The sequence below is a fragment of the Natronincola ferrireducens genome (assembly GCF_900100845.1).
Taxonomy (GTDB): Bacteria; Bacillota; Clostridia; order Peptostreptococcales; family Natronincolaceae; genus Natronincola_B; species Natronincola_B ferrireducens.
In genome coordinates this window covers 29042-54173 of sequence record NZ_FNFP01000006.1, presented here as the reverse complement: position 1 = coordinate 54173, position 25132 = coordinate 29042, and the positions used below count along the sequence as shown (strand labels likewise).

General features: G+C 33.2%; 27 protein-coding genes. 4 read left to right on the top strand and 23 right to left on the bottom strand.

What is annotated here, in order from left to right:
* Positions 1 to 2: 2 nt before the first annotated feature.
* Positions 3 to 887 (bottom strand): dihydrodipicolinate synthase family protein, encoded by an 885-nt coding sequence (locus tag BLS22_RS11780; protein WP_090554005.1) that lies wholly within the window; start codon positions 885 to 887, stop codon positions 3 to 5.
* Positions 888 to 1556: 669 nt separating this feature from the next.
* Here BLS22_RS11780 and BLS22_RS14870 point away from each other — a divergent pair.
* Complete coding sequence (locus BLS22_RS14870) at positions 1557 to 1742, top strand: hypothetical protein (protein WP_176762162.1); 186 nt, start codon at positions 1557 to 1559, stop codon at positions 1740 to 1742.
* A gap of 496 nt (positions 1743 to 2238) precedes the next feature.
* Here BLS22_RS14870 and BLS22_RS11775 read toward each other — a convergent pair whose 3' ends face one another.
* On the bottom strand, positions 2239 to 4011 hold the full coding sequence (locus BLS22_RS11775) for a flavocytochrome c (RefSeq protein WP_176762161.1): 1773 nt from the start codon (positions 4009 to 4011) through the stop codon (positions 2239 to 2241).
* A 193-nt stretch (positions 4012 to 4204) separates the two neighbouring features.
* On the opposite strand from BLS22_RS11775, the gene BLS22_RS11770 reads away from it, so the two are divergent.
* Positions 4205 to 4792: a TetR/AcrR family transcriptional regulator gene (locus BLS22_RS11770; RefSeq protein ID WP_176762160.1), complete on the top strand. Its 588-nt coding sequence runs from the start codon at positions 4205 to 4207 to the stop codon at positions 4790 to 4792.
* Between the two features lie 151 nt (positions 4793 to 4943).
* Here the strand turns inward: BLS22_RS11770 and dcuC are convergent, their stop codons facing one another.
* The 5 genes from dcuC to BLS22_RS11745 all read right to left on the bottom strand — a co-directional run bounded on the left by dcuC (position 4944) and on the right by BLS22_RS11745 (position 10462).
* A complete protein-coding gene (gene dcuC, locus BLS22_RS11765; RefSeq protein WP_090553959.1) occupies positions 4944 to 6359 on the bottom strand; it encodes a C4-dicarboxylate transporter DcuC in 1416 nt (471 codons plus the stop codon).
* Between the two features lie 62 nt (positions 6360 to 6421).
* Positions 6422 to 7336: a ribonucleoside hydrolase RihC gene (gene rihC / locus BLS22_RS11760; protein WP_090553958.1), complete on the bottom strand. Its 915-nt coding sequence runs from the start codon at positions 7334 to 7336 to the stop codon at positions 6422 to 6424.
* Between the two features lie 101 nt (positions 7337 to 7437).
* Positions 7438 to 8337, bottom strand: a complete 900-nt coding sequence (locus BLS22_RS11755; protein WP_090553957.1) for a ribokinase — start codon at positions 8335 to 8337, stop codon at positions 7438 to 7440.
* Between the two features lie 296 nt (positions 8338 to 8633).
* A complete protein-coding gene (locus BLS22_RS11750) occupies positions 8634 to 9590 on the bottom strand; it encodes a LacI family DNA-binding transcriptional regulator (RefSeq protein ID WP_090553956.1) in 957 nt (318 codons plus the stop codon).
* Between the two features lie 131 nt (positions 9591 to 9721).
* Positions 9722 to 10462, bottom strand: a complete 741-nt coding sequence (locus BLS22_RS11745) for an REP-associated tyrosine transposase (RefSeq protein WP_090553955.1) — start codon at positions 10460 to 10462, stop codon at positions 9722 to 9724.
* Positions 10463 to 10668: 206 nt separating this feature from the next.
* Here BLS22_RS11745 and zupT point away from each other — a divergent pair, with 206 nt between their 5' ends.
* Positions 10669 to 11475 carry a zinc transporter ZupT gene (gene zupT / locus BLS22_RS11740; protein WP_090553954.1) on the top strand — a complete coding sequence of 269 codons (807 nt, stop codon included), beginning with the start codon at positions 10669 to 10671 and terminating at the stop codon, positions 11473 to 11475.
* A 91-nt stretch (positions 11476 to 11566) separates the two neighbouring features.
* Here zupT and BLS22_RS11735 read toward each other — a convergent pair whose 3' ends face one another.
* The 15 genes from BLS22_RS11735 to BLS22_RS11665 form a co-directional block, all read right to left on the bottom strand.
* A complete protein-coding gene (locus tag BLS22_RS11735; protein ID WP_090553953.1) occupies positions 11567 to 12025 on the bottom strand; it encodes a transposase in 459 nt (152 codons plus the stop codon).
* Entirely contained in the window at positions 12018 to 12638 is a 621-nt protein-coding gene (locus BLS22_RS11730) for a hypothetical protein (protein ID WP_090553952.1), read from the bottom strand. The genes BLS22_RS11735 and BLS22_RS11730 overlap by 8 nt, the downstream gene beginning before the upstream one ends.
* A complete protein-coding gene (locus BLS22_RS11725; RefSeq protein WP_090553951.1) occupies positions 12639 to 13523 on the bottom strand; it encodes a hypothetical protein in 885 nt (294 codons plus the stop codon).
* Positions 13524 to 13529: 6 nt separating this feature from the next.
* On the bottom strand, positions 13530 to 13691 hold the full coding sequence (locus BLS22_RS15170) for a hypothetical protein (protein ID WP_176762159.1): 162 nt from the start codon (positions 13689 to 13691) through the stop codon (positions 13530 to 13532).
* A 186-nt stretch (positions 13692 to 13877) separates the two neighbouring features.
* Positions 13878 to 14120 (bottom strand): hypothetical protein, encoded by a 243-nt coding sequence (locus BLS22_RS11720; RefSeq protein WP_090553950.1) that lies wholly within the window; start codon positions 14118 to 14120, stop codon positions 13878 to 13880.
* Positions 14121 to 14383: 263 nt separating this feature from the next.
* Positions 14384 to 15208, bottom strand: a complete 825-nt coding sequence (locus BLS22_RS11715; protein WP_090553949.1) for a YfjL-like protein — start codon at positions 15206 to 15208, stop codon at positions 14384 to 14386.
* Positions 15205 to 15747, bottom strand: coding sequence for an anti-sigma factor (locus tag BLS22_RS11710; RefSeq protein ID WP_090553948.1), 543 nt, complete (start codon positions 15745 to 15747; stop codon positions 15205 to 15207). Before BLS22_RS11710 ends, BLS22_RS11715 begins: the two co-directional genes overlap by 4 nt.
* On the bottom strand, positions 15740 to 16240 hold the full coding sequence (locus tag BLS22_RS11705) for an RNA polymerase sigma factor (protein WP_090553947.1): 501 nt from the start codon (positions 16238 to 16240) through the stop codon (positions 15740 to 15742). Before BLS22_RS11705 ends, BLS22_RS11710 begins: the two co-directional genes overlap by 8 nt.
* 1181 nt (positions 16241 to 17421) lie before the next feature.
* A complete protein-coding gene (locus tag BLS22_RS11695; RefSeq protein WP_090553946.1) occupies positions 17422 to 17625 on the bottom strand; it encodes a hypothetical protein in 204 nt (67 codons plus the stop codon).
* A 220-nt stretch (positions 17626 to 17845) separates the two neighbouring features.
* Positions 17846 to 18145, bottom strand: a complete 300-nt coding sequence (locus BLS22_RS11690; RefSeq protein WP_090553945.1) for a hypothetical protein — start codon at positions 18143 to 18145, stop codon at positions 17846 to 17848.
* Positions 18146 to 18270: 125 nt separating this feature from the next.
* On the bottom strand, positions 18271 to 18954 hold the full coding sequence (locus BLS22_RS11685; protein ID WP_090553944.1) for a hypothetical protein: 684 nt from the start codon (positions 18952 to 18954) through the stop codon (positions 18271 to 18273).
* Positions 18955 to 18958: 4 nt separating this feature from the next.
* The gene (locus BLS22_RS11680; protein ID WP_090553943.1) at positions 18959 to 19282 is read right to left on the bottom strand and encodes a PadR family transcriptional regulator; all 324 of its coding nucleotides are present in this window, start codon (positions 19280 to 19282) and stop codon (positions 18959 to 18961) included.
* A 258-nt stretch (positions 19283 to 19540) separates the two neighbouring features.
* Positions 19541 to 20683 carry a methyl-accepting chemotaxis protein gene (locus BLS22_RS11675; protein WP_090553942.1) on the bottom strand — a complete coding sequence of 381 codons (1143 nt, stop codon included), beginning with the start codon at positions 20681 to 20683 and terminating at the stop codon, positions 19541 to 19543.
* Positions 20684 to 21359: 676 nt separating this feature from the next.
* Complete coding sequence (locus BLS22_RS11670; RefSeq protein ID WP_090553941.1) at positions 21360 to 21950, bottom strand: DUF4397 domain-containing protein; 591 nt, start codon at positions 21948 to 21950, stop codon at positions 21360 to 21362.
* A gap of 395 nt (positions 21951 to 22345) precedes the next feature.
* On the bottom strand, positions 22346 to 22948 hold the full coding sequence (locus BLS22_RS11665) for a hypothetical protein (RefSeq protein ID WP_090553940.1): 603 nt from the start codon (positions 22946 to 22948) through the stop codon (positions 22346 to 22348).
* A 482-nt stretch (positions 22949 to 23430) separates the two neighbouring features.
* Between BLS22_RS11665 and BLS22_RS11660 the strand changes: the two genes are divergently transcribed.
* Positions 23431 to 23874, top strand: coding sequence for a cupin domain-containing protein (locus tag BLS22_RS11660; protein ID WP_176762158.1), 444 nt, complete (start codon positions 23431 to 23433; stop codon positions 23872 to 23874).
* Positions 23875 to 24106: 232 nt separating this feature from the next.
* Here BLS22_RS11660 and BLS22_RS11655 read toward each other — a convergent pair whose 3' ends face one another.
* Positions 24107 to 24928 (bottom strand): hypothetical protein, encoded by an 822-nt coding sequence (locus BLS22_RS11655; RefSeq protein ID WP_090553938.1) that lies wholly within the window; start codon positions 24926 to 24928, stop codon positions 24107 to 24109.
* Between the last annotated feature and the right edge of the window lie 204 nt (positions 24929 to 25132).

Below are 25132 nucleotides of genomic sequence, written 5' to 3'. Positions count from 1 at the left end.
TTTTATAAAAATTTTGACACATTTTCCCATAGTGCTTCTTTATCCTTTTCTTCTATATTAAGCAAAGGTTTTCTCATATAACTATCTACTATACCTCTTTTTCTAAGAACTTCTTTAAATACGCCCATATCTGCTCCTGCTTTTAACACGTCTACACAGGCTGATGCTTTATCTTGAGCTTTTCTTGCTTTTTCATGATCACCTTCTAAATATGCTTTATAAATATCTACAAACACTTCTGGCATAGGTCCTGAACAGCCTGACACCGTTCCATCACACCCCATACATAATCCAGGATAAAATAGCTTATCTGGTCCCATAAGAACTGAAAATCTTCCTTCATTTATTCTGAGATATTCTGCTATTCTAACAACATCTGGATAACTATACTTAATTCCTATAACGTTTTTACACTTATTGGCTATCTCTTGTGCAACTTCAGGCTTAATATCATTAGTAGAGCATTGGGGAATTCCATATAAATACATGGGAAAATCCTCCGGAATACTTGATGCAATATCTACATAATATTGAATAATAGCTCTATCATTTGCAGTGAAAAAGCTTGGAGTGACTACCCCTATTCCATCTGCTCTAATTTCATAAGCATGTTTTGCTAGTTGAATAGTGTCCTCTGTAGTCATTGCTCCACAATGAATATAAACAGTTACTCTTCCAGCTGCTTTTTTTACCACTGTCTCTGCAACTAGCTTTCTTTCTTCTACTGACATAAGGTACATTTCTCCTGTAGTTCCTAATGGATATAGACAATTTACACCCTTATTAATCAAAAAATCTACCTGCGTCTGAATTCCTCCTATATCTACCTTATTATTTTTATCAAAAGGTGTTGTCATTGCTGTTATTACTCCATATAATTTTTTCATCTCTTCACCTTGTATAATGAAAACATAGGGAAATTCATTATACATTTTCCTTTCTTGATTATTTTTTATATAATCTGTATTATGCGTTATGGATTAGTTGCACCACCTACAGCAGCTGTCCCTATCCAACCAACTGTGTCCTTTGGACTATCTAACCACAGATATAATGTAATCTTGCATTTTTTATGAGAGCAATTTAGTTGCTCTATTTGTCATGCACTTTTTTAGCTGAATTTTTTCTGGAATATTTTTAGATAAAACCTTAAATCTTACTTGACTTTATATAGTTAGTCTCTTGCTTTGTGTTTAGTAAACATTTTTGAATTTTCTTAATGTTTTAATTGTATTTTAGTACTGTTTTTACTAAATGTCAATACAAAATAAAATAAATTTATATTGTTTTGATTTTTACCTCGTATAATATTTGATGTTAATAGATAAACACACATTACTTGTTTTGCAAAAAAATATATGATAAAACCCTAATAAAATATAATGTTAAAGCATATTTTAAAGGAATTATTTCAAATTGACTCACAATGATTGTTTGTATAGTAAGTTTACTAAAATTAAAAGATAAAAATATATGATTCAATAAAATTCTATATCTTTTTAGAGCTAAACCTCTAAACTTCTATGAAAAAACATCATAAAATACAAGAACAAATAGTGAATCTTGTTATCGCATCAGGAAAAAAATCTACTGATATATCAAAAGATATTAGTGTTACCACTACAACTATTGAAAGACGGATAAAGCAATATAGCCTTCATGGAGAAAATGCTGTATCTAGCAAGTCAAAATACTACAAGAAAATGGACTTAGCATTACCGCAGTTGGTATATTATCCTTAATCAGCTAATGATTTTCTTTGAAGATAGGATAAAACCTTGCTTTTAAAACAGATTTTAAATTAGGGTTTGAATAGATTAGAAGCACCTAATGATAATTAAATCGTGTTTAGGACACAACATCCTAATTATAAAGACAATTTCTAAAATAATACATTTTATCAATATTAACCTATCACTTTGGCAATTATAGAAGTAAATTTATACATGTTTCAATTTTTCCTAGCATTATTTCTTATCAAAATGTAATTATTCTTTTCCTTAAAACATGAAGTTATTTACACCCTCTTTTAAAAAGCTGTTCATTTATAAATATAAATCCACCTTAAAATCTTAACTGTAGATTTCAAGGTGGATTTAGATAATAATCATAAATTGTAGGCTTTTCTACCACATATACTTTACAAATCTGATAAAATATATGTTTTCCCTCTGCTATTAATACCTATAGCCTGAAGGACTTTACGTAAAGATATTTATATAAACAATTAAAGTCTATTTATTTTACAATATTTTGTCCAGCAATACGACCAAATAAAAGTGCATCTGTAACAGCGTTTCCTCCAAGTCTATTTGAACCATGAATACCACCTGTTACCTCGCCAGCAGCATATAATCCTTCTATTATCTTACCTTCTATATTTATAACTTGTGCATTAGTATTGATTTCAATTCCACCCATTGTATGATGTACTGATGGTGTTAAGCTTGCCATATAGAAAGGTCCTTTTTCTGTAACAGTTAAATTACTAGTTCTTCCAAAATCTTCGTCTACTCCCTTTCTAACCATTTCATTATAGCGCTTGCGAGTAGCTTCTAGATTTTCATAGTTAACACCAAAGAAATCTGCACATTCCTTTAATGTATCGGCCTTAATTAATGATCCTGTAGATGCCTCATAATCAAATAAATCTTTATTTACTTCAAAATTATTACGTTTACTATCTACTTCACTTCCCCATACATAATAAATAATACCATCTTCTTGTTCAAGGAAAGCTTTACATTGAACATCCCTTCTTGCTGCATCATTTACAAATCTTTTGCCATCTTTATTTACAACAAAGCCACCATCTAACTTGCCATATCCTGCAAATAACATGAGTTCCCCTGTTGCGGGGTTACCTGATGGATTTGTTTGTATATGTTCCATACCCACTAAATTAGCACCTATTGATTTAGCCATATTTATTCCATCACCTTGAATTGTTCTAGCATTAGTAGTGATTTTATAATTAGATTTTTCAGGACAATATTCACCAACCATATCAAAGTTAGCAGCAAATCCACCAGTAGCTATTATAACTCCTTTGTTAGAATTAAAGGTAATTTCTTGATTATCATTTGTAATACCCTTTGCTCCTATAACCTTATTGTTTTCATCTGTTATAAGTTCTGTAGCTTTAGTATTAAATACAATTTTAACACCTAATTCATTGCATTTTTTCTCAAGCGCTTGAACCAACGCAACGTTTGTACCAAGAGTTGATGTGTGCGCTCTTGGATAACTTGCAACATCAAATTGTGCTATAAAATCAGTATCAATTTCTAACCCTAATTCATCAACTGTCCATTCAACAGTTTTTCCTGCATTATCTGCAAATAGTTTTGCAAGATCAGAATTAGATAGATTGTCTCCACCCTTCATAACATCTTGAAATAATACTTCTGGAGTATCTTCGATTTGAAGATCTTTTTGGAATCTTGTTCCAGCTCCATTAAATGACCCCGAAAGTACTGTATTTCCACCAACTACTCCTGCCTTTTCTACTATAGCAACAGATGCACCTGCCTTAGCTGCTTCTATAGCCGCAGACATACCTGCTCCACCAGCACCAAGCACAACAACATCATATGTTTGCTCAGTTTCAACTTTTTCAACTTCCATCTCTTTGGAAGCTGCTAGTTTAACATCACCCTCTGATAATGCATTGTCTATAGCTTCTAATAGTCCTTTAGAGGAGTAAGTAGACCCTGTTACTACATCAACATCTGTACTATTGGTTCCAAGAACGTTTTTTATTATTGCTTCAAATGCAGCTTTACCAAGAACTTCATTTTCCTTTTCTTCGATAATATTTATACCATTTATAATACCATCCTTCACTTCTACGGACACTTTTATTTCTCCATGAAGTCCATTACCAACACCTTCAAAGGTTCCTGTGGTAAACTCTAAAGCTTCAGTTTTTGAAGTTTGATTACTACCACATCCTGTAATAATTGTGAGTAGCATCATAACAACCATAAATAAGCTAATTCTTTTTTTCATTTCTGTCTTATCTCCTTTATGTAGTATTATTTGACACGTGTCAAATTTAATTTTGATTATAATATACTTCTTAGACATTTGTCAACAAAATAACAATATAATTTCCTAATAATTAATATTTGTTTTATGTAGGTGTATTTTCAATGAAAATATGTTACTATAATTTTAGTACTAATATAAAAGAGGTAATATGATGGTAAATAATAGCATTGCTAAAAAAAATAATAAAACTAAAGAAGCTATTGATAATAGTGTTAAATATTTGATTAATCAACACGGTATAGACAACTTAACAATAAAACAAATATGTGAACATGCAGAAGTTTCAAGAACAAACTTCTACTATTATTACAAAAACAAAGATGAGGCTGTTTTAGAACGTTTTAACTATATTGATGAATACTTTGCAACTATCGTAAAACCTAACTTAACATCTTCTAACCTCTCAGAAAATCTGGTATTATATGCTAATTATTATATGAAATTTATTTTAAAATTTAATGTTGATTATTGTAAGCAAATATATATATGCCAAATTAAATATTCAAATTCTAAAATAACTTCTTATGAAAGACCAGTATATAAAATACTCATTGACTTGTTTGATCGTTTTAAATCCTCTAACGAAAATCTTAAAAATGAAAATTCTTGTTATCTAGCTGATTCATTTTTAACTATAATAAGAGGAATTACATTTAATTGGTTAATTTGTAATGGGAATTTTAATTTGGAATTGACTGGAGAAAAATTAATTAAGATATTTTTGAATGGATTGTTATAGAGTTAATTCTAAAAAAACTCCTTTCTGGTTTGAAATTTTCATTCCTGCCAGAAAGGAGTTTTTTTACTTAACTTCAACAGCTTATTTTTGATTGTAAAAAACTTACCATTAAAACCCTATTTTTTAGCATCATTACAATATTATGGTCTTGTTATAAATGTATAATCATACTAAGAATGAACATAAAGATTACTGCAATCACTGAAGGCACTATAGTTCTTTTAACAATGCTAACCGGACTTTCCTTTGTAGTTCCAGCAACTATCATTATAACTGCAGCAACGGGAGAACAAGCCCTCATTAAGTTACCAGTTAATCCCATAGGGATGGCTATAGCAATAGGATTAATCCCTGCAGCTTCAGATAATGGTACCATTAATGGCACCATTGCATAGAATAATGCTGTTCCACTACCACTTAGCGTAACAATTAGTATTGTAAATAATACTAGTATTAAAGGCAAAGCAAATCCTACTGTATTAGTTGACTGCATAATTGATTGTAATTGTGCGATCAACCCAATTGAATTCAACCCTATAACAAAGATAGAAGCTGATACTAAAAGTGCAACTACTGTCATTGCACGTCCCATACCAATAAAAAATTCCTCTGTATCTTTTAATACTAACTTACTTTCTTTTCTTCTAATAAGTTCACATATTATAGCAATAATAAAACTTAGAAAAGATGCTAATCCTACATCTACAGAAATAGACATAATATCCATTAAATCTAGTGTATAGGTTATCAAAAGTATAAATATTGGTAATGTTGGTAATATCGAATATACAGTTTTGTATAATACACTTCCCTTAACTTCCTTTACTTCATCTACTTCTATTACTGTATCATTAACTCCCTTAGCAATATCTTTTTTATCCATTCTTTTTTGCCAAAAATAATGTGCTACAGCCATTAATAAAAGTGTTGGAATAGAAACAATGGCATGATATTTAACCACATAGTCAACTACAGTTAAATTAGCAAATTGAGGTGACTTGATCAACTCTCCTACAACCGCTATATTATCCCCACCTAACGGTGTTGGAACAATGGTTGCCGTTGTTGCTATTACTCCTGCAGTAGTAAGGGTTGACATACCTGCTTTTTTCAAAACTGGATATAATGTTGCTAATAAAATAATTGCTAAATTAGATGCACTAGGAACAACAATAGATAGTAAGTTGCCCAATAAGAAGACGATAGGTACCAATAAATAGGGTGATTTAATTTTACCAAGTGGTTTAGTCAAAACGTTGACTGTTACATCATTGGCACCAATTTTATTCATATAAGCAGTGTATCCACCTAAAATTAAAATAATTAATCCTGCTCTAGATAAAGTGGCTACAAATTCTATAGGAATAACACTTATAGGATCTAGCAAAATTGAACCTGTAGTAGTAAAATCTCTAACAGCTATGTCTTGTCCCATGAATAAAGCTACATACATTAATGCCAACCCAACTCCTAATAATGTGATTTTTATGTCCATATTTTTAAGCAACATATAAACCACCACACCAATAGCCAATATTGTAATAATACCTACTGCAAAAATATTCATCTTATGTCCTCCCTTTTTAAATGTCTAGATTTACCCTTGCTATTCGCTAGTGGAATTTCATATTAAAATCTACTTATTTCATTCATGAACCATTCTTTAAACATGTCTTGATTAATATCTAAACATACTTTAGAATTAGGCTTTCTTTTTAAATAACCTTTTAAATCTACTACTGTGCACCCTCTAGTTAAACCACTTGCTAATTCTATTTGGGTATAGGTTTCTACTACTTCAAACATTTCAGGTTTTAATAAATATGCTATCGCACAACTGTCATACATTTTAAGACCAGTATTAAAACTTCCACCTCTATATGTCTTAAACAAATGATAAATCATATCACCAATTTTATTCATATTCTTTATATTCTTAGAATCTTCTGGATAGATAAGTGTCTTCCATCCCACATCTAATCCAACCATAACTACATCTACATCACTATTAAAAACAATGAAAGCAGCTTCTGGGTCTGTGGCTATATTAAACTCACTCATAACTCCCTTATTTCCTCTTGAAGCTGAACCTCCCATTAAAACGATTTCCTGTATGTTAGACTTTACTTCAGGATACATCTTTAAAAGTAATGCAATATTTGTTAGTGGACCAATTGGAACCAGTGTTATTTTTTCTTTTGAAGACATTATTTCTTTATACATTGCATTAACTGCCCCATCCTCTAGCAATAGTTCCTTTGTAGGTTCTTCAAATTCATAACCACCTAATCCAGACGATCCATGAACGTCAGAAGCATCCACAAGTTTTTCTACCAAAGGCTCAGCTGCCCCCATTGCAACAGGTACTTTCTTTCCAAAAAAATTCAATAATTGAAGAGCATTCTTGGTAACAGAATCAATACCAACATTTCCTGCAATTGTTGTGATTAATCTTACATCTAACTCCTTATTAAATAAAGCAATTGCTAAGGCAACTGCATCATCGATGCCTGGATCAGTATCGATAATTATTGGTCTAGACATTGTTATTTCCTCCTTTGTGATGATTTCTATTTTTAAAAATACAATAACTTCATTTCTAACTTATTGTGTTTTTGCTAAACTAAAGATTTAATAAAATAGGTTTACAACTCAAACTTAGTAGGAATAGAGGATTGTGCTCCTTTTCTCATGACGGTCAATGCTGCAACTTTAGTTGCATAATCCATTGACATTTTCAAGTCACATCCAGCACTTAGTTTTGATACTAAAGCCCCAATATAAGCATCTCCTGCTGCTGTGGTATCAACAGCTTCTACCTTTTTAGCATCTACAAATACTACTTCTTCATTTTTTGATTTAGAACAACTACCTTTGCTCCCCATAGTAATAATGGTAGTTCCTACTCCAATTTCTTCAAAAAATCTAAATGCTTCTAAGCATTCTTCTCGACTTTGTGGATAAACCTTTGATAAAATTTCACTTTCAGTTTGATTTATTATTAAATAATCAATATATGAGTAAATCATATCGTCATATTTTATGGCAGGTGCTGCATTCACAACAGTAACCATATTGTTTTTCTTAGCATGTTTTAGCACCTTAAATACCACATCTAAATCACATTCGTATTGACAAATTAAATAGTCCCCTTTAACTGATATTTCATCAATTGTTTTGATGGCCACTTCTCCTTTATCGGCTAAATTGGCACCTCCATTCAAAATTATTCTATTATCATTATCAACATTAATAATCATTGCTACACCACTGTTAACATCATCAATCTCACAAACATGATCTACATTCACACCATATTCCTTTAATGACTTTTTCAGAATAGAACCATAGTAATCCTTACCAACACTTCCTATCATATATGTTTTAGTTCCTTGCTTAGCACACGCTACTGCTTGGTTAGCTCCCTTGCCACCACCATTAGTAAAAAATTGACTTCCATACAAGGTCTCCCCTGCGTTAGGTACTCGTGAAGCACTTATTACCAAATCCATATTAATACTTCCGAATACAAATACTTTGTTCATGTTATTCTCTCCTTAATATATAATACGCTCCCCTTTTCACCCAAATTTACCAATTTATTTTCCCACTTACATATATCAAATTATTATAACAGTATATTAAACTTATGGAACATGTTCCATATTGTGTAAAAAATACTCATATAATAAAATATTTTATTACATGTATATTTTTATAATCCTTTTGGTATCACCCATATATTTTATATTTCCACATTTTGTATTTATGTCTTAATCAATGAATGTAGGATAACGTATTCATTGATTGGTTCAAAAGGTTTCTTACTGATATCTCTATATTAACCCTTGGTTGTTTCTCTCTCAATTAACTTAACATCAAGAATATGTTTTTTTTCAGGAATATGTTTCTTTTTAATTTGCTTAATAATTAAATCCACAGCAGCTTCACCTAATTTACAAATTGGCTGGTTGACAGTTGTTAAAGATGGACTAATTTTTCTGCTATAGTATATATTATCAAATCCAATAATTTGAATATCATCTGGTATAATCAATTTTTTCTTATAACACTCACTTATTAATCTAATAGCAATATCATCATTCCACGCAAAAATCACATCATATTGGTTTAAATCCTGTTTAATGGCCAACTCATCTTCACAATTCACCAATTCAACAACATCAAATTCAAATCCTTTTTCAGATAATTTGGATTTAAAGCCTCTATAACGTTCCATTGCTGATCTTGAACTATCTGAACCTTTTACATGCAAAATTCTTCTAAGGTTTTGCTTTATTATAAATTCAGCTACAAGGGTGCCACCTTTAAAATTATCTGATGTAAGGTATAGAATTTCATCAGATATTTGATTTTCCAGTGAAACAATAGGAATATTAACTTTAGTATATTCTTGAGGACATCTAGTATCTATGACAACAATGCCATCTACTCTATTGCAAAGAAGCATTTCAAGAATATCCTTCTCATTTTTTTCATCATATTTAGTACTACATAATACAATTTTATACCCCTCCTCCCGAGCACGCTTTTCAATTCCTTCTGCAAGTTCAGGAAAGAAGGGGTTGAGAATATTAGGAATGATTAATCCAATCATTTTGGATTTTTTGGTAAAAATCGCTCTAGCTAATGTATTTGGTTTATAACCCAATTCATCAATAACTTCTTGAATCCTATCTCCTACTTCTTTGCTTACATAACCATCATTATTAATGTATCTAGAAACCGTTGCAATACCTACACCTGCTTTTTTTGCAACATCTCTCATATTTGCCATGTGACCACCTCTTATGAAACATGTTCCACCTGTCTTATATTATAACGTATCCACTAGTAATTTGTCTAGATTTTTTTATTAAAGCCAAAGAGCCACGGGGAGCCACGGGGACGTTTTGTTTGTCACTAAATTTACTTAATTCTATCTAGTATTCCTCTCCCTATTTTCAGTATCCTTGATAATTGTCTATTGCTTGCCCCAGTTGTCTCTTTTATACTTTTAAGTAGGTTATCTCTAGCCTCTCTATCTAAAGTATTTAATATGGATATATCTACTAATGAATATATTGTTTCTTTTAATTCCTCATCAGTGTACCTCTTTTTAGGATTGAATTCTAGGCACTTGTCTTCACTTTCTTCTGTCATGTACTCTATTAACCCTTGTCTATCCTTGAAGTAATTTAGTGCAAATGTAGAATTAATTAATGTGTTCTTTTTCATATATTCATTATAACTGCTCCACTTATAGTCTTCTATTCTTTCTACCATGCCTGCTTTTATTGGGTTTTGATGGATATATCGTAATACTATGAGAAAATAATCATCTGTATCTACTGGTTCGCTCTTAAATCGATTTTCAAAAAGGTGGCCTGTTCTTCCATTTTTGATATTATGATATTGTGCATAACCTACAGTTATTCTTCTAATGACATCTCCTATTTCCTCTGATTCTGTTTTAAGCAACAGATGTACATGATTCGTCATTAAACAATATGCATATATTGTGAATTCTATCTTTTCCTTTGCTTTCTTAATATACTCAATAAATTTTTCATAGTCTGAGTCATTTATAAATATATTTCTTTTATCTATCCCTCTCAACATAATATGATATATTCCTGTTTGACTTTTTTCTCTTGCTCTTCTAGCCATTTTTATCACCCATTTTTATCCTATCATATGTCTAAATCCATGGCAATCAAAACGTCCCCTTGGTACTTGGAGTATGCATAAAATATTCATAAATATAGTTGCAATTTTTTGCCTATTTCATATTCTATAGTACGGTGTAAATTAGCCTAAGGAAACTATCTTTCAAGAATTAAAAATATGCATCTGTAAATTAAGGAGGTTGTGGTATGGATACTTCAGGTTTATTATTTGCTTTTATGATCACTACACTGGCAGGTCTTTGTACTGGTGTCGGGAGCCTTATCGCACTGTTTACCACGAAAACCAACAAAAAATTTCTTTCAGTAGCATTGGGATTTTCTGCTGGCGTGATGATCTATGTATCTATGATAGAAATATTTTTTAAGGCCAATGAGTCCCTCACTCAGGAGCTAGGTGTAAGACTTGGTTCTGCAGTAAATGTTATGGCATTCTTTGGTGGTATGCTTTTTATTGGCTTGATTGATAAGCTAATACCATCCTTTGAAGAAAATGTTCATAAAGAAAAAGATGTTACTGATGATGAAAAAACCAATGATGAGAAGCGTTTGCTTAGAATGGGTATGTTTACAGCTTTAGCTGTTGCTATTCATAATTTTCCCGAGGGGTTTGCAACCCTAATATCAACTCTTAAAGACCCTGCTCTAGGAATTAGTATTGCTATTGCCATTGCTATTCATAATATTCCAGAAGGAATTGCAGTGTCTATTCCTATATATTATGCAACGGGAAGTAGATTAAAAGCCTTCATGTATTCTTTTTTCTCTGGATTAGCAGAACCAATAGGAGCATTAGTAGGTTACTTAATTTTAGCTCCTTTTATGACGGAAGTAATTTTTGGTATTGTGTTTGCCGCAGTGGGAGGAATTATGGTGTATATTTCATTGGATCAGCTATTGCCTGCTGCAAGAGACTATGGTGATCATCATCTTTCTGTATATGGTACCATCGCAGGAATGATCGTCATGGCCATTAGCCTTGTTCTTCTAGCCTAATCAACATTACCGATTTGCAACTAGTAATCAGGACCACCCGTAAAACGGGTGGTTTGCTCTAGCCCTATAAAGGCATGTTACTTGCTGTGTCTTAAGACACACTGAATGGTCTGCCAACCGTTGCATTATAACTGCTCCACTTATAGTCTTCTATTCTTTCTACCATGCCTGCTTTTATTGGGTTTTGATGGATATATGGTAATACTATGAGAAAATAATCATCTGTATCTACTGGTTCGCTCTTAAATCGATTTTCAAAAAGGTGGCCTGTTCTTCCATTTTTGATATTATGATATTGTGCATAACCTACAGTTATTCTTCTAATGACATCTCCTATTTCCTCTGATTCTGTTTTGAGCAACAGATGTACATGATTCGTCATTAAACAATATGCATATACTGTGAATTCTATCTTTTCCTTTGCTTTCTTAATATACTCAATAAATTTTTCATAGTCTGAATCATTTATAAATATATTTCTTTTATCTATCCCTCTCAACATAATATGATATATTCCTGTTTGACTTTTTTCTCTTGCTATTCTAGTCATTTTTTTCCTGGAATATCTCTAAATCCATGGCAATCAAAACGTCCCCTTGGCATGCGTTTTTATCGTCTGTCGTGTAATCTTCCTTACTGAGGGAGTTCATAACAACCATCAGGTATATCCTTGAAATCATAGCCATAACAGCTCCTATAAAGCCTGTTGTCCCGTGATTAACTGTAAAGGCTATTATCATCAGGACCATCGTTATTCCCATTAGGATTATATAGGTTCTGTCCTTGCTGGTATACTTATCGGCAGTCTCCTGATGGTCCATTCCATTGAAGTTATGGACTGATACCTCTAAAATCTTGTGAAATACTACAAACTCAATGGCTATTACAAACAGAGGGTAGAACAGCAAAGGAAGGAAACTTTCAACATTACTACCTCCTAAAAGAGACACGAGTCCTCCCCCAAGACTTGCGGCAACAAGTACCATGGCGCTTATCTTGGATCCAGAAAAATCTCCTCCGGTTGAGTTTTCTTCAAGCTCTGAAAGACCTGTCAGTACAACGATCCAGCCTACGAAGGCAGGAAGTATGGTTATTCTTCCGATTATTATGTTGAAAGTTGCAATAAAGATGCCCCAGAATATTTTCTTGTAACCCATTGTCATCTAAATCGTCCCCCTTGCTTTAATATATCTATACAGATTGGTAAAACTGTAATTGTGGTAAATACTGTTTATATTGTAGAACCTCTGGGAATAATGTATTCCATGATCGTCAGTAAATGTCAGCTTTGGATGTATATCAAATAGGGTGTATTCACTGACTATATCATCCGCAACCCCTACCTTTGATGTCACATCCAAAAAGTTCCCTTCCTGAAGTGTCATTCCCACTGTAACATGGGGATTGGTGCCGTTTACTTTCCACTGAACTCTATCCTTAAATTTTTCCATGAGAGGGCTTTCAATAAGAGTAATGGTAAGATCCCCAAGAATCCTGTAGGTTGTTTTTCCAGTTCCGTCAGAGGATCCGGATGAAGAAATATGCTCAAGGAGGGATTCTCCGGTCATGTGCTCGTAAAGATGGATTTCTCCAATATCAACTGCCATTTCGCTGGAGTCATCAAACATAATCCTGGCTTGTGTAAGAACTACACCGTCCAGATCTTTTCCTTCTGGTAAATCAATAATCTTGCAGTACACACTTCTTACGCTGTATCGACCGTAGATGTCACCGGGTGTATCGTTGTGTTCGAAGCCCCAATTGAATGGATGAATATATCCATACTCCGATGCCTGGATCGTTAGCTCTGGGTATTCAGGAAACTCAATATCGATTACGACTCTGTCGTCATAAGCATCAGTAATATAGCCCAAGTTAAAGGAAATATCCTGATAATGCTCCCTGTCGACATAGATCCTCTGGTCATAGTAATGGTGAAAGAATACAGGTCCATCCAGCTTAAGGTAAAATATAAGGCCGTAGCCTGCTGCCACAAGAGTGGCAACTAAAACCAGCACCACATTGAAAATTTTGTTATTGATTTCCATCCACCATCACCCCCTGAAGCATACCTTGCAGTACTCTTTTAAATTCTTCTCTCTTACATTTGTCTTGCTTCTTGCCTTTGACATACATTCTCTGCTCCTTAACTCCCTGTTTATATATCCCTTGAATACTAAAGATGAGCATTCCTCATGTATTCTAGTTTTTGTCATACTTCACCCCACCAATTCTAAAATTTACATTTTGTATTTTTTACAACTATTCACTAACTAAAACTCTTACCACTTATATTTCTAATTAGCTTGCAAAATTCATCCCATTCATCTCGGAATTTATTATCACCATACTTCTTTATATTTCGACGATTTTTTATGATTCTAACACTCTACTGGATTCCATCACAAACTCCAGGTTCTATATATTTGTATTTCCAGTTTAAGAGATCCACCATTTTGGGATGGATAATTTATATAATATGTAAAATCTAAATAATCAGGCAACCTAAGCATTTTTGATTTATTCCATTCTGACCTGCCTTCTTCAAATATAATCTGCCACTTCGTCTTTAATGGAGGATGATAGCCATTATAGCTGGAGGATTTTATTTCCTTGATATACTGCTTTTCTTTTAAGATACTCATTTACCTATAAAATTGTAAATAGCCTCCATTAGATAAATAAAGATTTTCTCCCTTATAGCTGTTTATTACATAATTCTCCAATGATTGTAAGTCAAACCTTTTTCTGTTCTTCTTTATATATTCAAATAAAAAATTTTTGATTAGTTTCTCCATAAAATCATCTTTAAATAGTTTTTCGTCCTACTCTTATTTCTATGTTGTATTTTGCCGTCTAATTATCAGTTTTTTTATCCCTTTTGGTACACTTTTCACAGTGATTCTTCTTATTTCATTTTTGCATCTTCTTTTGCATAATAATCTTGAAGCTTTTTGACGGCTATGGATAATCGTTCTTCCATATCCTCTTCATAAATATCGCTATAAAGAAAATTATTTACACCAATTCTCGTAGTATCCTGATTCGGTAAACCATCATCACTTCGAGGTTTTTCCAAATAAAAATCTATTGCATAAAAGGGTACCTCTGCTTGTTGAAAAAATTTTTTTAGGTCTATCAGAATTTCACTTGCCATTTCGACACTGACTTCTTCACTTTGTGCATAAAAAACAACATGTCCCCCAGATTTTGCAAGCTCCTTTATGTCATAGATTTTATCAAGCTCTAACTCTCCTAACAAAATTCCGTAGTTTGGTTCTGGGTATCCAATTTCAACATCACCCTTTACAATTGGAATATCACCAAAGCCAATTTCGCTGGAATAGGGAAAATCTGGATCATCAAATATTTTGTTTACCATTGTGCGGTATTCTGAACTAATTCGATTCCCTGTGTTCCATCCGCTTAGCACCCCATCTTCATATGAATTACTGATCACCTTACCTATTAGAGAAACCTCCAAATAGAAGTGGGTATCAATACTGGTAGGTGATTTTATATAGGCAGAGTATCCACCTGTTTTAAAATTATAGTTTATCCCATCAACAACTAAATCCATATCTGGATAGGTTTCTGCAATATATTTAGGTACGCTACGTTCTGCAAGTAGTTTTGAAACGGGGTTTCCCAGTAGTCCGTTTGCAAAGTACAATAGCATTATGATTAGCATAACTGCTGTGATGCCAGCAAGTATTTTAGTTGCTTTATTCATTTTTCTACCTCTTTTCTAAATGCAAATTTTAATAAAACCCCTATGACAACTCCAAGCAGACATAGGCCGCCGTAAATTAATCCCCAGAATGCAGGGGCAACCAATGCATTAATAATATTAACGTCCAAAAATATACCGGCGATACTATATCGAATAAAACTCCACCCATAAGAGAGAATAAACACACCAATAGGAACATAGTATGCTGTTTTCTTCAAAGCAAAATAGGAGATTCCACCGATCAAGGGCATGATGATTATATTATAAAACATTCCTTCACTTTCTGTAAGGCCAATTCCAAAAAGTGCCCCCACAATAATAATAGCAAGGACGCCCCGAAAAAGTTTGCTTTTCAGTTTCTTCAACACCCGCTCCTCGTCCATTGGGGGTGGAAGGAGGTGACTTTTTTCGTATTCGATCTTGCAAAATCCACAATCCTGTAGATGTTCTAAAACTAGTTTTCTGCTATCTTCACTTGCCACCCCATCTTTTACAAGGGGCATAAGATCAATACAGGTTTCACAGGAAATTTTATTCATGGTGCAGATCCTCCTTTTCTAAAATTTCTCTAATTTTTTTCTTGGTACGAAAATCAATTACCCGTGCTGAACTTTCGGATATTCCAAACTTCAAGGATATTTCATAAAAAGAATAACCCTCTATCCTCATCATCACAACTCCTTTTACCTTGTCATCATGGATTTCTAAAAGTGATATCACTCTGTTGTACATATCTTTTGCAATCATTGAATCGAGGGGACTTAATTGTTCTGAAAAATATATCTCAGTCATATCATCAAGACCAATATCATCTTTCTTTTTTCGCAAGTACTCGTACCATTTATAGCGTGCAATAGAGAATAGCCATGTCTTTATGTCTGAATCACCTTTAAAGTTTGGAAGTGACTTGATTGCACTCAGAAAAGTTTCCGATACCAAATCTTCTGACAAGGCAGGGTTATGTGTAAGACTTATTAAGTAATAGAATACATCTTGTTTATAGTTTTCATATACTTCTTGAACAGATAACATAAAACCCTCCCTTCAATAGATTAGTGTTATTTTTTGCTCTTTCGTTACAGAGAATTTTTAAAAAAGTAGTCCTATAATTATATTTTGGTGGAAAAGTAATATAATAAGTCAGAATTAAGTACTGCCCAACTCTACAAATGCTTATTCATAGGATCAAACACTACTTTTTTTCTTTTCTTTTTGAAATCTAAACTGTTTTATTTATCCTTTTTACATAAAATCTACAGTTTATTTTCACATCTTTAAGTATACCCTATTCTATTCTACAATGCTAAATGCTATCCTTAACAAAGAAACCCCACCAAAATAATGGTGGGGTTCTTCTATTGATTTTATTTTTATTCAAATATAGTAGCTAAATTTTTATCGTAGGGAGGATAGATAATTCCTTTTTGAGTAATGATAGCAGTAATTAACTATACATAGGCAATTTAAAAAGCGAAATTGCCAAACATGGATAGATATGATTTATTATCCATATATATTCATGTTTTTAGGGTAGATTACCCCCAAACACATAGCTGATTTTTAAAATTAACTATGCAATATTTAAATGGTGGTAAATATCCTCAATTGAATAGTTATTCTTGGTTTTTGAGTAGATTAAGAGTACTAATTCTTTGAGAGATAGATTGTTTTAAAATTTTATTATATCTCCTATCGTTTTTAAGGCCAGAGCCTTTTGTGACAATTACAGCGGGGGAAACATTTGGAAAATCATTACTCCCCTATGTGTTTTTGAATTCAAAAACAATAGACTGCAGTTGGACTCCATCCATCCAACCTCATCTTTAGAAGAAGTTATTGAAAATACAGGATTTGAGGTTATCTACGATGAATTGAAATATACAGAACCGCCATCAAACAAGGAGTTAAGTGTTCTGAAACAAATTGACCCCTTTGATTATCGGTCAAAGGAGTTTGGAAACACTCCTTAATACAAAACAACAACACCAACATAATTTTAAATGGGTGGCATTACCACCCATTTATTTTGTATAGACAACTAATCATTATGACTTTCCATTTTATACCCCATATTTTTATAGCAAGAGATAGATTACCCATAATAGCCAGCAAAAAGTGCTAGAGATTAAACTCTCTAGCACTTTTTAGAGGTGTGAATTATTGAGTGAATTTATTATCTTTTCAGATGCTTCTTCCCCTGTACTTTATCTTATTTACCAACCTCCACATATCCTTGGGCCCATAAATAATACTACTAATAATAGGAAGAAGAATAGTAATTCATCTCCTGATATACCGTGTAAAGTACGACAGTTACAGAGGATAATAACTAGTAGCAAGAAGAAAAATAGTAACGTGCTATCTTTTCCAAATATACCTCCTACAATCCCTCTATTTTCTTTAACGATATCTGTCATGTATATCACCTCTCTTTTTATATTAGACTATCCCTAGCCCTAGTATAAAATATGCACTGGCTGTAAAATGGTGTTATTCCTAAAAAAATTTATTTTATTAAATACCCTCATTTAAATTTGTTGTCTAATTGGATAATAATAATACTATATATTCCATTACTTATGCTATAATAGTTAATCTTACTCCTTGACGTTTAACTTCATTTGCATAATATTTTTATTAGTCTTCAAATAGCGCATCCGTAAAAAATCTATTAATGATCACTTCCCTTGTTTGTCTATCATCAAAATCAATATCCCCTAGCATATGCACCACTATATTTCCTTTTTGAACTATAATTTCATTCCTGGCCTCTGTTAATGCAAGGTTATCCACATCCCATAAAGCCTTCATCCCATCATCTGTGATAATAGTTTTTGTAAATAGATACATATCCCTCCACTTTATTCCCCTTCTTAATTCCTCCCTTACTCCATTATAAAAGAATCCCCAAAATACCCTTTTAGTTTTATTTTTCATTAGGTCATCTACTCCCCTCTAAGATATCCTTGGCATCTAAAACTAATTGTTTTAATCGCTGATATTCATCCCTCAAAACATCTAAGGAAGATGGAGCCCCTGGGTCTATCTTGTTCTATAGTGAACTACTTTAAGTCATTGATAAAGTGCTTTTTATCTTTGGCTAGTCTACGAATATTGATTGAATTCAAATACTTTGTGATTAAGTATACTAACCCTGATACCACAATAATGACCCCACCTTTTACTTCTGTGGTATATGTCTTATCATTTATTGAGAATATAATAAAAGTTAGTAAGATAAATAATAGGATTGAGATTAATGATTGTAACTTTTTTTTAGGTCCCTTGTCAGTACTAAAGAGTGGTGCTATAACCCCCTCTGTTATAAATGTTATTAACACAGCTCCAAAGTAGTAAAAATATATAATTGGGTTTGCATCCCATGACAGGCTCCCATAGGCTCCAATAGCTAATAGTGTAAACCAAGCAAAAAAGTATCCTGATAGCTTAAGAAAAAAATTAAGTGTAATCTCCCTCTTGCATGGACCACCACTATTCTTAATAATTTCATGAGTAAACCCTTTCACATCATCCCCTATGGCCTCTTGCAAACTGGAATCCCTCAATTTCAGTTCATGTGCCATTCCTATCAAATCCCTTTGAATCACTTGTGCATCATATGAATTAACCTTAAACATACTCATACTTTTCATAATATCCTTAATAACTCGCTGGTCATATTCTCTTAAGTTTTTTGATTGTATTTCATTTTCTGTTTTTAGTAGGTTTACTTCATTTGCAAACATACTCTCATTCTCCCTTCATTATTCTATCTACAGAAATTTTCACATTGTTCCATACAATTTCAAACTCTCTTAAAAATTCTTTTCCTATATCAGTTAAAAAATAATATTTCCTCTTTGGTCCAAGGGGAGACTCTTTGTAAATAGAAGATATTATTTTCTTTTTCTCAAGTCGTACTAGAATAGGATAAGTTGAACCTTCTCCTACGTCTTCGAATCCATAATCTCTTAGTCGAGATACTATTTCATAACCATATGTTTCTTCTTCACTTATGATCTTAACTATACACCCTTCTAACGTCCCTCGCATTAATTGGGAACGATCTACCATAACCTTCACCTACCTTGCACTGCATAATAGTTTAGCTATATTGTACCACATAGTAGTTTGTTTGTAAATATAAGGAAATTTTTTTTCCTTAATAACATATTAAATTGGTAAAAATTCTGCTCCAGAGTATTCCTTGAGTTTTGGGTAAAAGTTAACCTCCGAAAACAAAATTCCCCCAAACTTATTAGTCTGAGGGAACATAAAATGCACTCCAATATTCACTTTATATACAACCTATATCTTAGTATTTTATTTGTTTTATGATGAGATTTTTGTTTTTAGTTCTTCAAGATACCCAAATACAATTTTTGAATATTCATCCATTTGTAAAAGACCTCTTTCCGCCTCTGAAATATCTCCCCTATTGTAGGCATTTACCGCTTCTTTAGCAGTTTGGTGAAGCTCTATATGTGGCTTCTCCATTTGTTTAAAGGCTTGTATACTGTTAAGTTTATGACAATCAATACTATAATACCACTTACCTAAGCCACACTGCTTATAATCTCCAACTACATTAATGTCCACCTTTTCATAGCCTAAAAGCATATTATATATCCGCCAACGCCATAGCAAATGATCTGTTTTATAGATATCTATCATATCTTCATCTTTTAGAAGTCCTCTATTACGTACTAAATTCATCCTAATTTTATCAAGCTCTTTGCTAGCCTCATATATTGCCTGTCCAGTACTATCACTGTTCCTGAGGATAAAATCCGCTTCAGTTGAAATATGAACAGTACCTTGTGAAAAAGTTTCAGTGGCTGCTGTTTGTTCTTCAGCGGTTGCAGCTACTTGCATTATAGCATCACTAATTCTCTTAATATCTTCACCTATTCCACCTATAGTACTTAATGTTTCATTAACAAAACTTTTTCCTGAATCAAGTTGTGATGTGGTTTCATTCATTTGATTTACCGATGAATCTATAGCTTCTTGTAACTCAATAATATTTCTTTGTACTTCTTCCACTGAAACTTTTGTATGTTCTGCTAATTTTTTCACCTCATCAGCAACAACTGCAAATCCTCTTCCATGCTCCCCAGCTCTAGCTGCCTCTATGGCGGCATTTAAAGCTAATAAATTTGTCTGTCCAGCAATAGTCTTTACTATATCTATAACTTGATTAATAGCATTAGTTTTGTCTTTTACTTCATTCATTTCGACATTTATCTTCTTCATTTCTTCAAAGGATTTAATAACAAAGTCCATTGATTTTTCCATGTTTTCCATACCAATTTCTACACCGTGATTTACCCTATTGGTATCGTTAGCCACTTCTTGCACAATATTTGATACATCCGCAATAGATGCAGTTAATTCTTCACTACTACCTACCATAATATGTAAAGAATCTGTTTGAGTATGAATACTCTTAATCATGTCTCTCATAGCATCCATTCTAGTAATTTCTTCTAATAATCGGTTTACGCTTTGTGTAGTTTGTCGTTTCTCTTCAACAATTTTATTTAGTAATTGATTCCATTTTTCTGCTGTTTTTTCACTTCTTCTTTTTTCCTATTTAAATATCAACCATGAAAAAAGTAACATTTGAACAGTAATTTCTGGTATCCCAGTAACTAAGGATTGTATAAATTCATTTAAGGATATTCCCCTCGTCATTTCTAAATCCGTTGACAAAGGTTGCTACAATCGTGCCTATGCTGCTTAAGATGCCTGCAAAAACGGTATCATCCATACCTGTCATTTTCAGATCCCTTAGAATGCCCTCTACTCCTACTTTAATGGATGTTAGGATTAGTTTTTTATACGATATTTTTCCTTATGGTGGTTTGTTGCACATTTAAAGTTACTATGGTTCACTAAAATCACCAGAGACGGCATATCAAGGAAAAAAATTCCCTAAACTTGTTGTCTAGGGAACATTGCATTGCCTTTTAATTTTTATACTAAACCTTCTAAGCCACTGTTTTAAACTTATTTCTTATCTATCAAGACGCAACACTCAACAGGGATTTTGATAGAAAAAAGATAATAATATACAAATTTCATAATATTAGGGCCCCTTTGCTCCCTTTGGATTTATTGAGAAGCTCTTCTTTAATGATTTGATTTATCAGCATACTCTATCCAAAGATAACAGTGCCTCTAAAGGTGGCATTTCTCCAACTAGCCCTACTGCATATATAGTGTAGAAGTTTTTAGGGTTTAAGGCTACAGAGGGTAAGTTTAGTACTACTTGATTGGTCCCTGCAATTCTTACTTGTAATTCATATATCCCTGGTGCCACCCTTATATAGTCAGTGACATCTTTAAATGACACATTACTAAAAATTACTGTGCCGTCCTTAAGAGTGATGTCTACCGTTGGTGCATTGGGGGATAAGTGGCCGAACCTTATATTGGTTTTGTAATATGGAGCACAAAATTTAGGCTCTTCAATAACAAGTAGCTCAATGGTAGAAAGAGTTCCTACAGCAGCAACGGTAAGAATTTCCATAGGAGGTACAACTATATTGACATCTAGTACAGGATTAACCCTACTACCTGCAGGATATATTTTAATATTCGTAGGTCCTGCAGGCAAGCTTAAATAGTGAGAGACATGTTTATAGGAAATATTTTTAACTATCAAACAATCGTTGGCATATACATCTACTGCTGGTGCGTCTGGAACAGCATGAAAAACTCTTATATATGATCTCATTTTCTCCCTCCTTTCATTTGTACTACAATATATGAAGAAAACTTATTACTTGCTACACTTCCTCTAATGCTTTCATTATACAAACTACAGGATGTTTTTCTCTAAAGTAAAGTCTTCTAAACCTATGGTCTGGAGGTCTATACCTTGTTTTTTAGACTTTTATCTTAAGTCTTATAATTCCTGATTGCAACTAATTTCTCTCCATAAGCACAACACACTATCTATGTATTTTTATAGTAAATGATAAGTTTACCCGTGATAGTCAATAAAAAGCTCTAGAACTTGTTGGAAGTGTCAATTTTTAAGTGAAATTATTGATTTTTTATGGAAGGGTAATAATTATCAAAAATCAGCAAACTCCCGTTTGCTGGGAGTTTACTGGAGTCTACTTACAGTTATCTACGGAAGAATCTCATCTCCATCCAATCTAGTCCAATCCAATCATCGGGTAAACCGGTGGAGGTATTTGTAATGACTATTCGATTGACTCGCCTAATATCTGGTACATCAAAAATCAATGTTCTCCAATTCACAAAAGGTTGCCCAAAGGGTCTACCATGCTCTAATGGAACTGGACCACGGTGAACAACTCTCCCATTAATAGTAATGGTAGCAGAATATTGTGCTACTGGAGTCGCAGCCCGGTCATCTAAAACAGCACGAATATAGAGCTGTGCCCTTAGAAGCCCAGGAATAAAGAAAAAGGCAGGTACTTCAAAGGTCCATTCACCTCGATTGCCTCTATAAAGAATATCAGCATTTCCACTAGGGTTTCCGTAATTAGGGAACCCTGATAATTCTTTGAATAAAACCAAGGTTGAAATAGATGGATTATCTGTTAAAATTGGTTGGAGTTGGCTTGCATCAACATTGTTTAATATAAAATTTTGCCCATACATCTGATACATTTCTTGCATCTCATGGGTTGCTGGCATTTGAAATTGTCCAGGATCATAAGCATGATAGTATTCATAAGGTGCACTAACATAAGGTATCATATCCACTTCCTCCTTCTTTTTAATTAAAACCTACATCCATATATCCCTTAGTCCTCTGTTGGCTTTGATTCACTTCTGCCCTTTAAGACTTAAGGATATGTTTCTTTCTTCACTGTATTATATTCTATAATTATGACTTTGCTATCTTTTAGCTTTTAACTCAGTATAAATTTAAATTGCTGGAATTGCACTCATGGCTGGGTGATGGTGCTATCCATTATATTTTGGCAAAATACCTCTATTCTCCAAAATTTCTTCCCTCCGGGGTTGGTTTTGTTAAGAAAAAGAGTTAATAAATCTTCTACAAGTCTAATCACCTATGGTGAAAATATGGCATATGATATTAACAAAGACATGAAGGAGTGATTAATGTGAATAATGGATACCAACCATATACACACCCTTACCCACCAGTATGTAACCCATACCATCCCTATAATAATTATAACCCTTATCAATCCCCCTATTGGGGGCACCCACCAATGTATTATCCTGACTATGGAAGACAGCCTATTCAGTTAAAGGATTATGGGCCATGTCCCTATGTGGTTAATATTGAAGAGGCTACAAAACAAAATGATTATTACCGCATTGCTTTATGGACAGGAGAATATTTGCAGCTTACCTTGATGAGCATCCAGTCTGGGGACGATATCGGTTTAGAAATCCATGAAGACCATGATCAATTCATACGTATTGAAGAAGGTCAGGGAATTGTTATGATGGGGGATACAAAAGATCAGTTAGATTTTAAAGCTGAAGTCTATGATGATTATGCAATATTTATTCCTGCTGGCAAATGGCATAATTTGATTAATACAGGATGTACACCCCTCAAATTGTACTCTATTTATGCCCCACCTGAGCATCCTCGAGGGACCCTACACAAAACGAAAGCAGATGCTGAAAAACACCCTGATTGCTAAATATTGAAAAAAGTGTAGAGTCTTATGGTAGCTTATAGCCTATTCTCTACACTTTTAATATTTTTTTATTAGCATATCCTCGGTAGTGGGTTTTACTAAACTCTAGATATCAGAGCGACAGTTTCAACATGGGATTTCTTTTTATCTTTTTCTTAAGCTTATAAACCAATCTCTTTCCTATTTTTCTATGGATCTGCCAATCATCAGGATGCTTTTTTACTCTTCTTTCAAACTAATCCTCAAATAACCTTCGTGCCTTCTCTAAATGTTCTGGATAGTAGCCCCTTCCCAATTTATCTAAATTAGACCTATCGATCACTTTATGGATGCCTAATTCCTTTACTCGATGGTCAATCATAAGAAGATCATCATAAAAATCATAAGTATGGGAATTGATGCTGGTATGGGGATTTAAGTTGATGATGGTTTTATCTTTAAATTGAATAGTATAGTAATAATCATGGTTATTTCTTTTTCCCTTAGTACCCACCCGAACTTCTTCTATATCCTCCCAGCTATAGGTTTGTCCCCTTGGATTGAAAAAGCTATGTTTTACAATGGTGTCTTGGTACAGGATACTGTAGTCGGTTAAGCTATAATATCCCAGTAGTAAGGATGTAGTAAGGGTAAGGGAAAGCACCTTGCCTTTATGCTTACCAAGAAAATGCCACAAAGCTCCATAAACACGGGTTTCAAATCGAAACTGCATATACACGGCTTTTAAAAAGATGTTAAGATCTTTGGGGTTAAAATCAGCCTCTTCAAACTGTATATCTACTTTTTCTGAAGGGGTTATAAATTTCATGCCAAGAAGCCCTACCACCAGTAAAACAAAGGCTATAATACCCAAAATAACATTCCTCCCGGGAATAATATAGGCAATAAAATCACTTCTCTCAAAGAAATTATCGACTCCTGCTATTATTCCGTGCAATAAACTAAATCCTACTATAAACCCTACTAAAAGCACTAAACCTCCCACTATAAAAACAATCATCGTCATTAAGGACCCTAAGGTCCCTTTTATTACACCTAATCCTATTATTTTTTTCATTGATCAATTCTCCATTCTATTGCCCTTTGATTAAAGTATTTCGTCTCATACCTCCTGCCATAGCCCTAATGACTACGTTCTTCTTTCTCTCTATTAACTTTCGCTTCATAAAAGTTGTTCATTGTATATTTCTCCTTACCTTTATCGAATGTACCTATGGAAGTCTTCCAAACCTTTAACTCTTTAAGAAAACCCCTATAAATA

Coding starts and splice junctions, on each gene's coding strand:
- BLS22_RS11780 (WP_090554005.1), bottom strand. CDS start 887: ATGAAAAAATTATATGGAGTAATAACAGCAATGACAACACCTTTTGAT.
- BLS22_RS11775 (WP_176762161.1), bottom strand. CDS start 4,011: ATGAAAAAAAGAATTAGCTTATTTATGGTTGTTATGATGCTACTCACA.
- BLS22_RS11770 (WP_176762160.1), top strand. CDS start 4,205: ATGGTAAATAATAGCATTGCTAAAAAAAATAATAAAACTAAAGAAGCT.
- dcuC (WP_090553959.1), bottom strand. CDS start 6,359: ATGAATATTTTTGCAGTAGGTATTATTACAATATTGGCTATTGGTGTG.
- rihC (WP_090553958.1), bottom strand. CDS start 7,336: ATGTCTAGACCAATAATTATCGATACTGATCCAGGCATCGATGATGCA.
- BLS22_RS11755 (WP_090553957.1), bottom strand. CDS start 8,337: ATGAACAAAGTATTTGTATTCGGAAGTATTAATATGGATTTGGTAATA.
- BLS22_RS11750 (WP_090553956.1), bottom strand. CDS start 9,590: ATGGCAAATATGAGAGATGTTGCAAAAAAAGCAGGTGTAGGTATTGCA.
- BLS22_RS11745 (WP_090553955.1), bottom strand. CDS start 10,462: ATGGCTAGAAGAGCAAGAGAAAAAAGTCAAACAGGAATATATCATATT.
- zupT (WP_090553954.1), top strand. CDS start 10,669: ATGGATACTTCAGGTTTATTATTTGCTTTTATGATCACTACACTGGCA.
- BLS22_RS11735 (WP_090553953.1), bottom strand. CDS start 12,025: ATGACTAGAATAGCAAGAGAAAAAAGTCAAACAGGAATATATCATATT.
- BLS22_RS11730 (WP_090553952.1), bottom strand. CDS start 12,638: ATGACAATGGGTTACAAGAAAATATTCTGGGGCATCTTTATTGCAACT.
- BLS22_RS11725 (WP_090553951.1), bottom strand. CDS start 13,523: ATGGAAATCAATAACAAAATTTTCAATGTGGTGCTGGTTTTAGTTGCC.
- BLS22_RS15170 (WP_176762159.1), bottom strand. CDS start 13,691: ATGACAAAAACTAGAATACATGAGGAATGCTCATCTTTAGTATTCAAG.
- BLS22_RS11720 (WP_090553950.1), bottom strand. CDS start 14,120: ATGAGTATCTTAAAAGAAAAGCAGTATATCAAGGAAATAAAATCCTCC.
- BLS22_RS11715 (WP_090553949.1), bottom strand. CDS start 15,208: ATGAATAAAGCAACTAAAATACTTGCTGGCATCACAGCAGTTATGCTA.
- BLS22_RS11710 (WP_090553948.1), bottom strand. CDS start 15,747: ATGAATAAAATTTCCTGTGAAACCTGTATTGATCTTATGCCCCTTGTA.
- BLS22_RS11705 (WP_090553947.1), bottom strand. CDS start 16,240: ATGTTATCTGTTCAAGAAGTATATGAAAACTATAAACAAGATGTATTC.
- BLS22_RS11695 (WP_090553946.1), bottom strand. CDS start 17,625: ATGACAGATATCGTTAAAGAAAATAGAGGGATTGTAGGAGGTATATTT.
- BLS22_RS11690 (WP_090553945.1), bottom strand. CDS start 18,145: ATGAAAAATAAAACTAAAAGGGTATTTTGGGGATTCTTTTATAATGGA.
- BLS22_RS11685 (WP_090553944.1), bottom strand. CDS start 18,954: ATGTTTGCAAATGAAGTAAACCTACTAAAAACAGAAAATGAAATACAA.
- BLS22_RS11680 (WP_090553943.1), bottom strand. CDS start 19,282: ATGGTAGATCGTTCCCAATTAATGCGAGGGACGTTAGAAGGGTGTATA.
- BLS22_RS11675 (WP_090553942.1), bottom strand. CDS start 20,683: ATGGATGCTATGAGAGACATGATTAAGAGTATTCATACTCAAACAGAT.
- BLS22_RS11670 (WP_090553941.1), bottom strand. CDS start 21,950: ATGAGATCATATATAAGAGTTTTTCATGCTGTTCCAGACGCACCAGCA.
- BLS22_RS11665 (WP_090553940.1), bottom strand. CDS start 22,948: ATGATACCTTATGTTAGTGCACCTTATGAATACTATCATGCTTATGAT.
- BLS22_RS11660 (WP_176762158.1), top strand. CDS start 23,431: ATGTATTATCCTGACTATGGAAGACAGCCTATTCAGTTAAAGGATTAT.
- BLS22_RS11655 (WP_090553938.1), bottom strand. CDS start 24,928: ATGAAAAAAATAATAGGATTAGGTGTAATAAAAGGGACCTTAGGGTCC.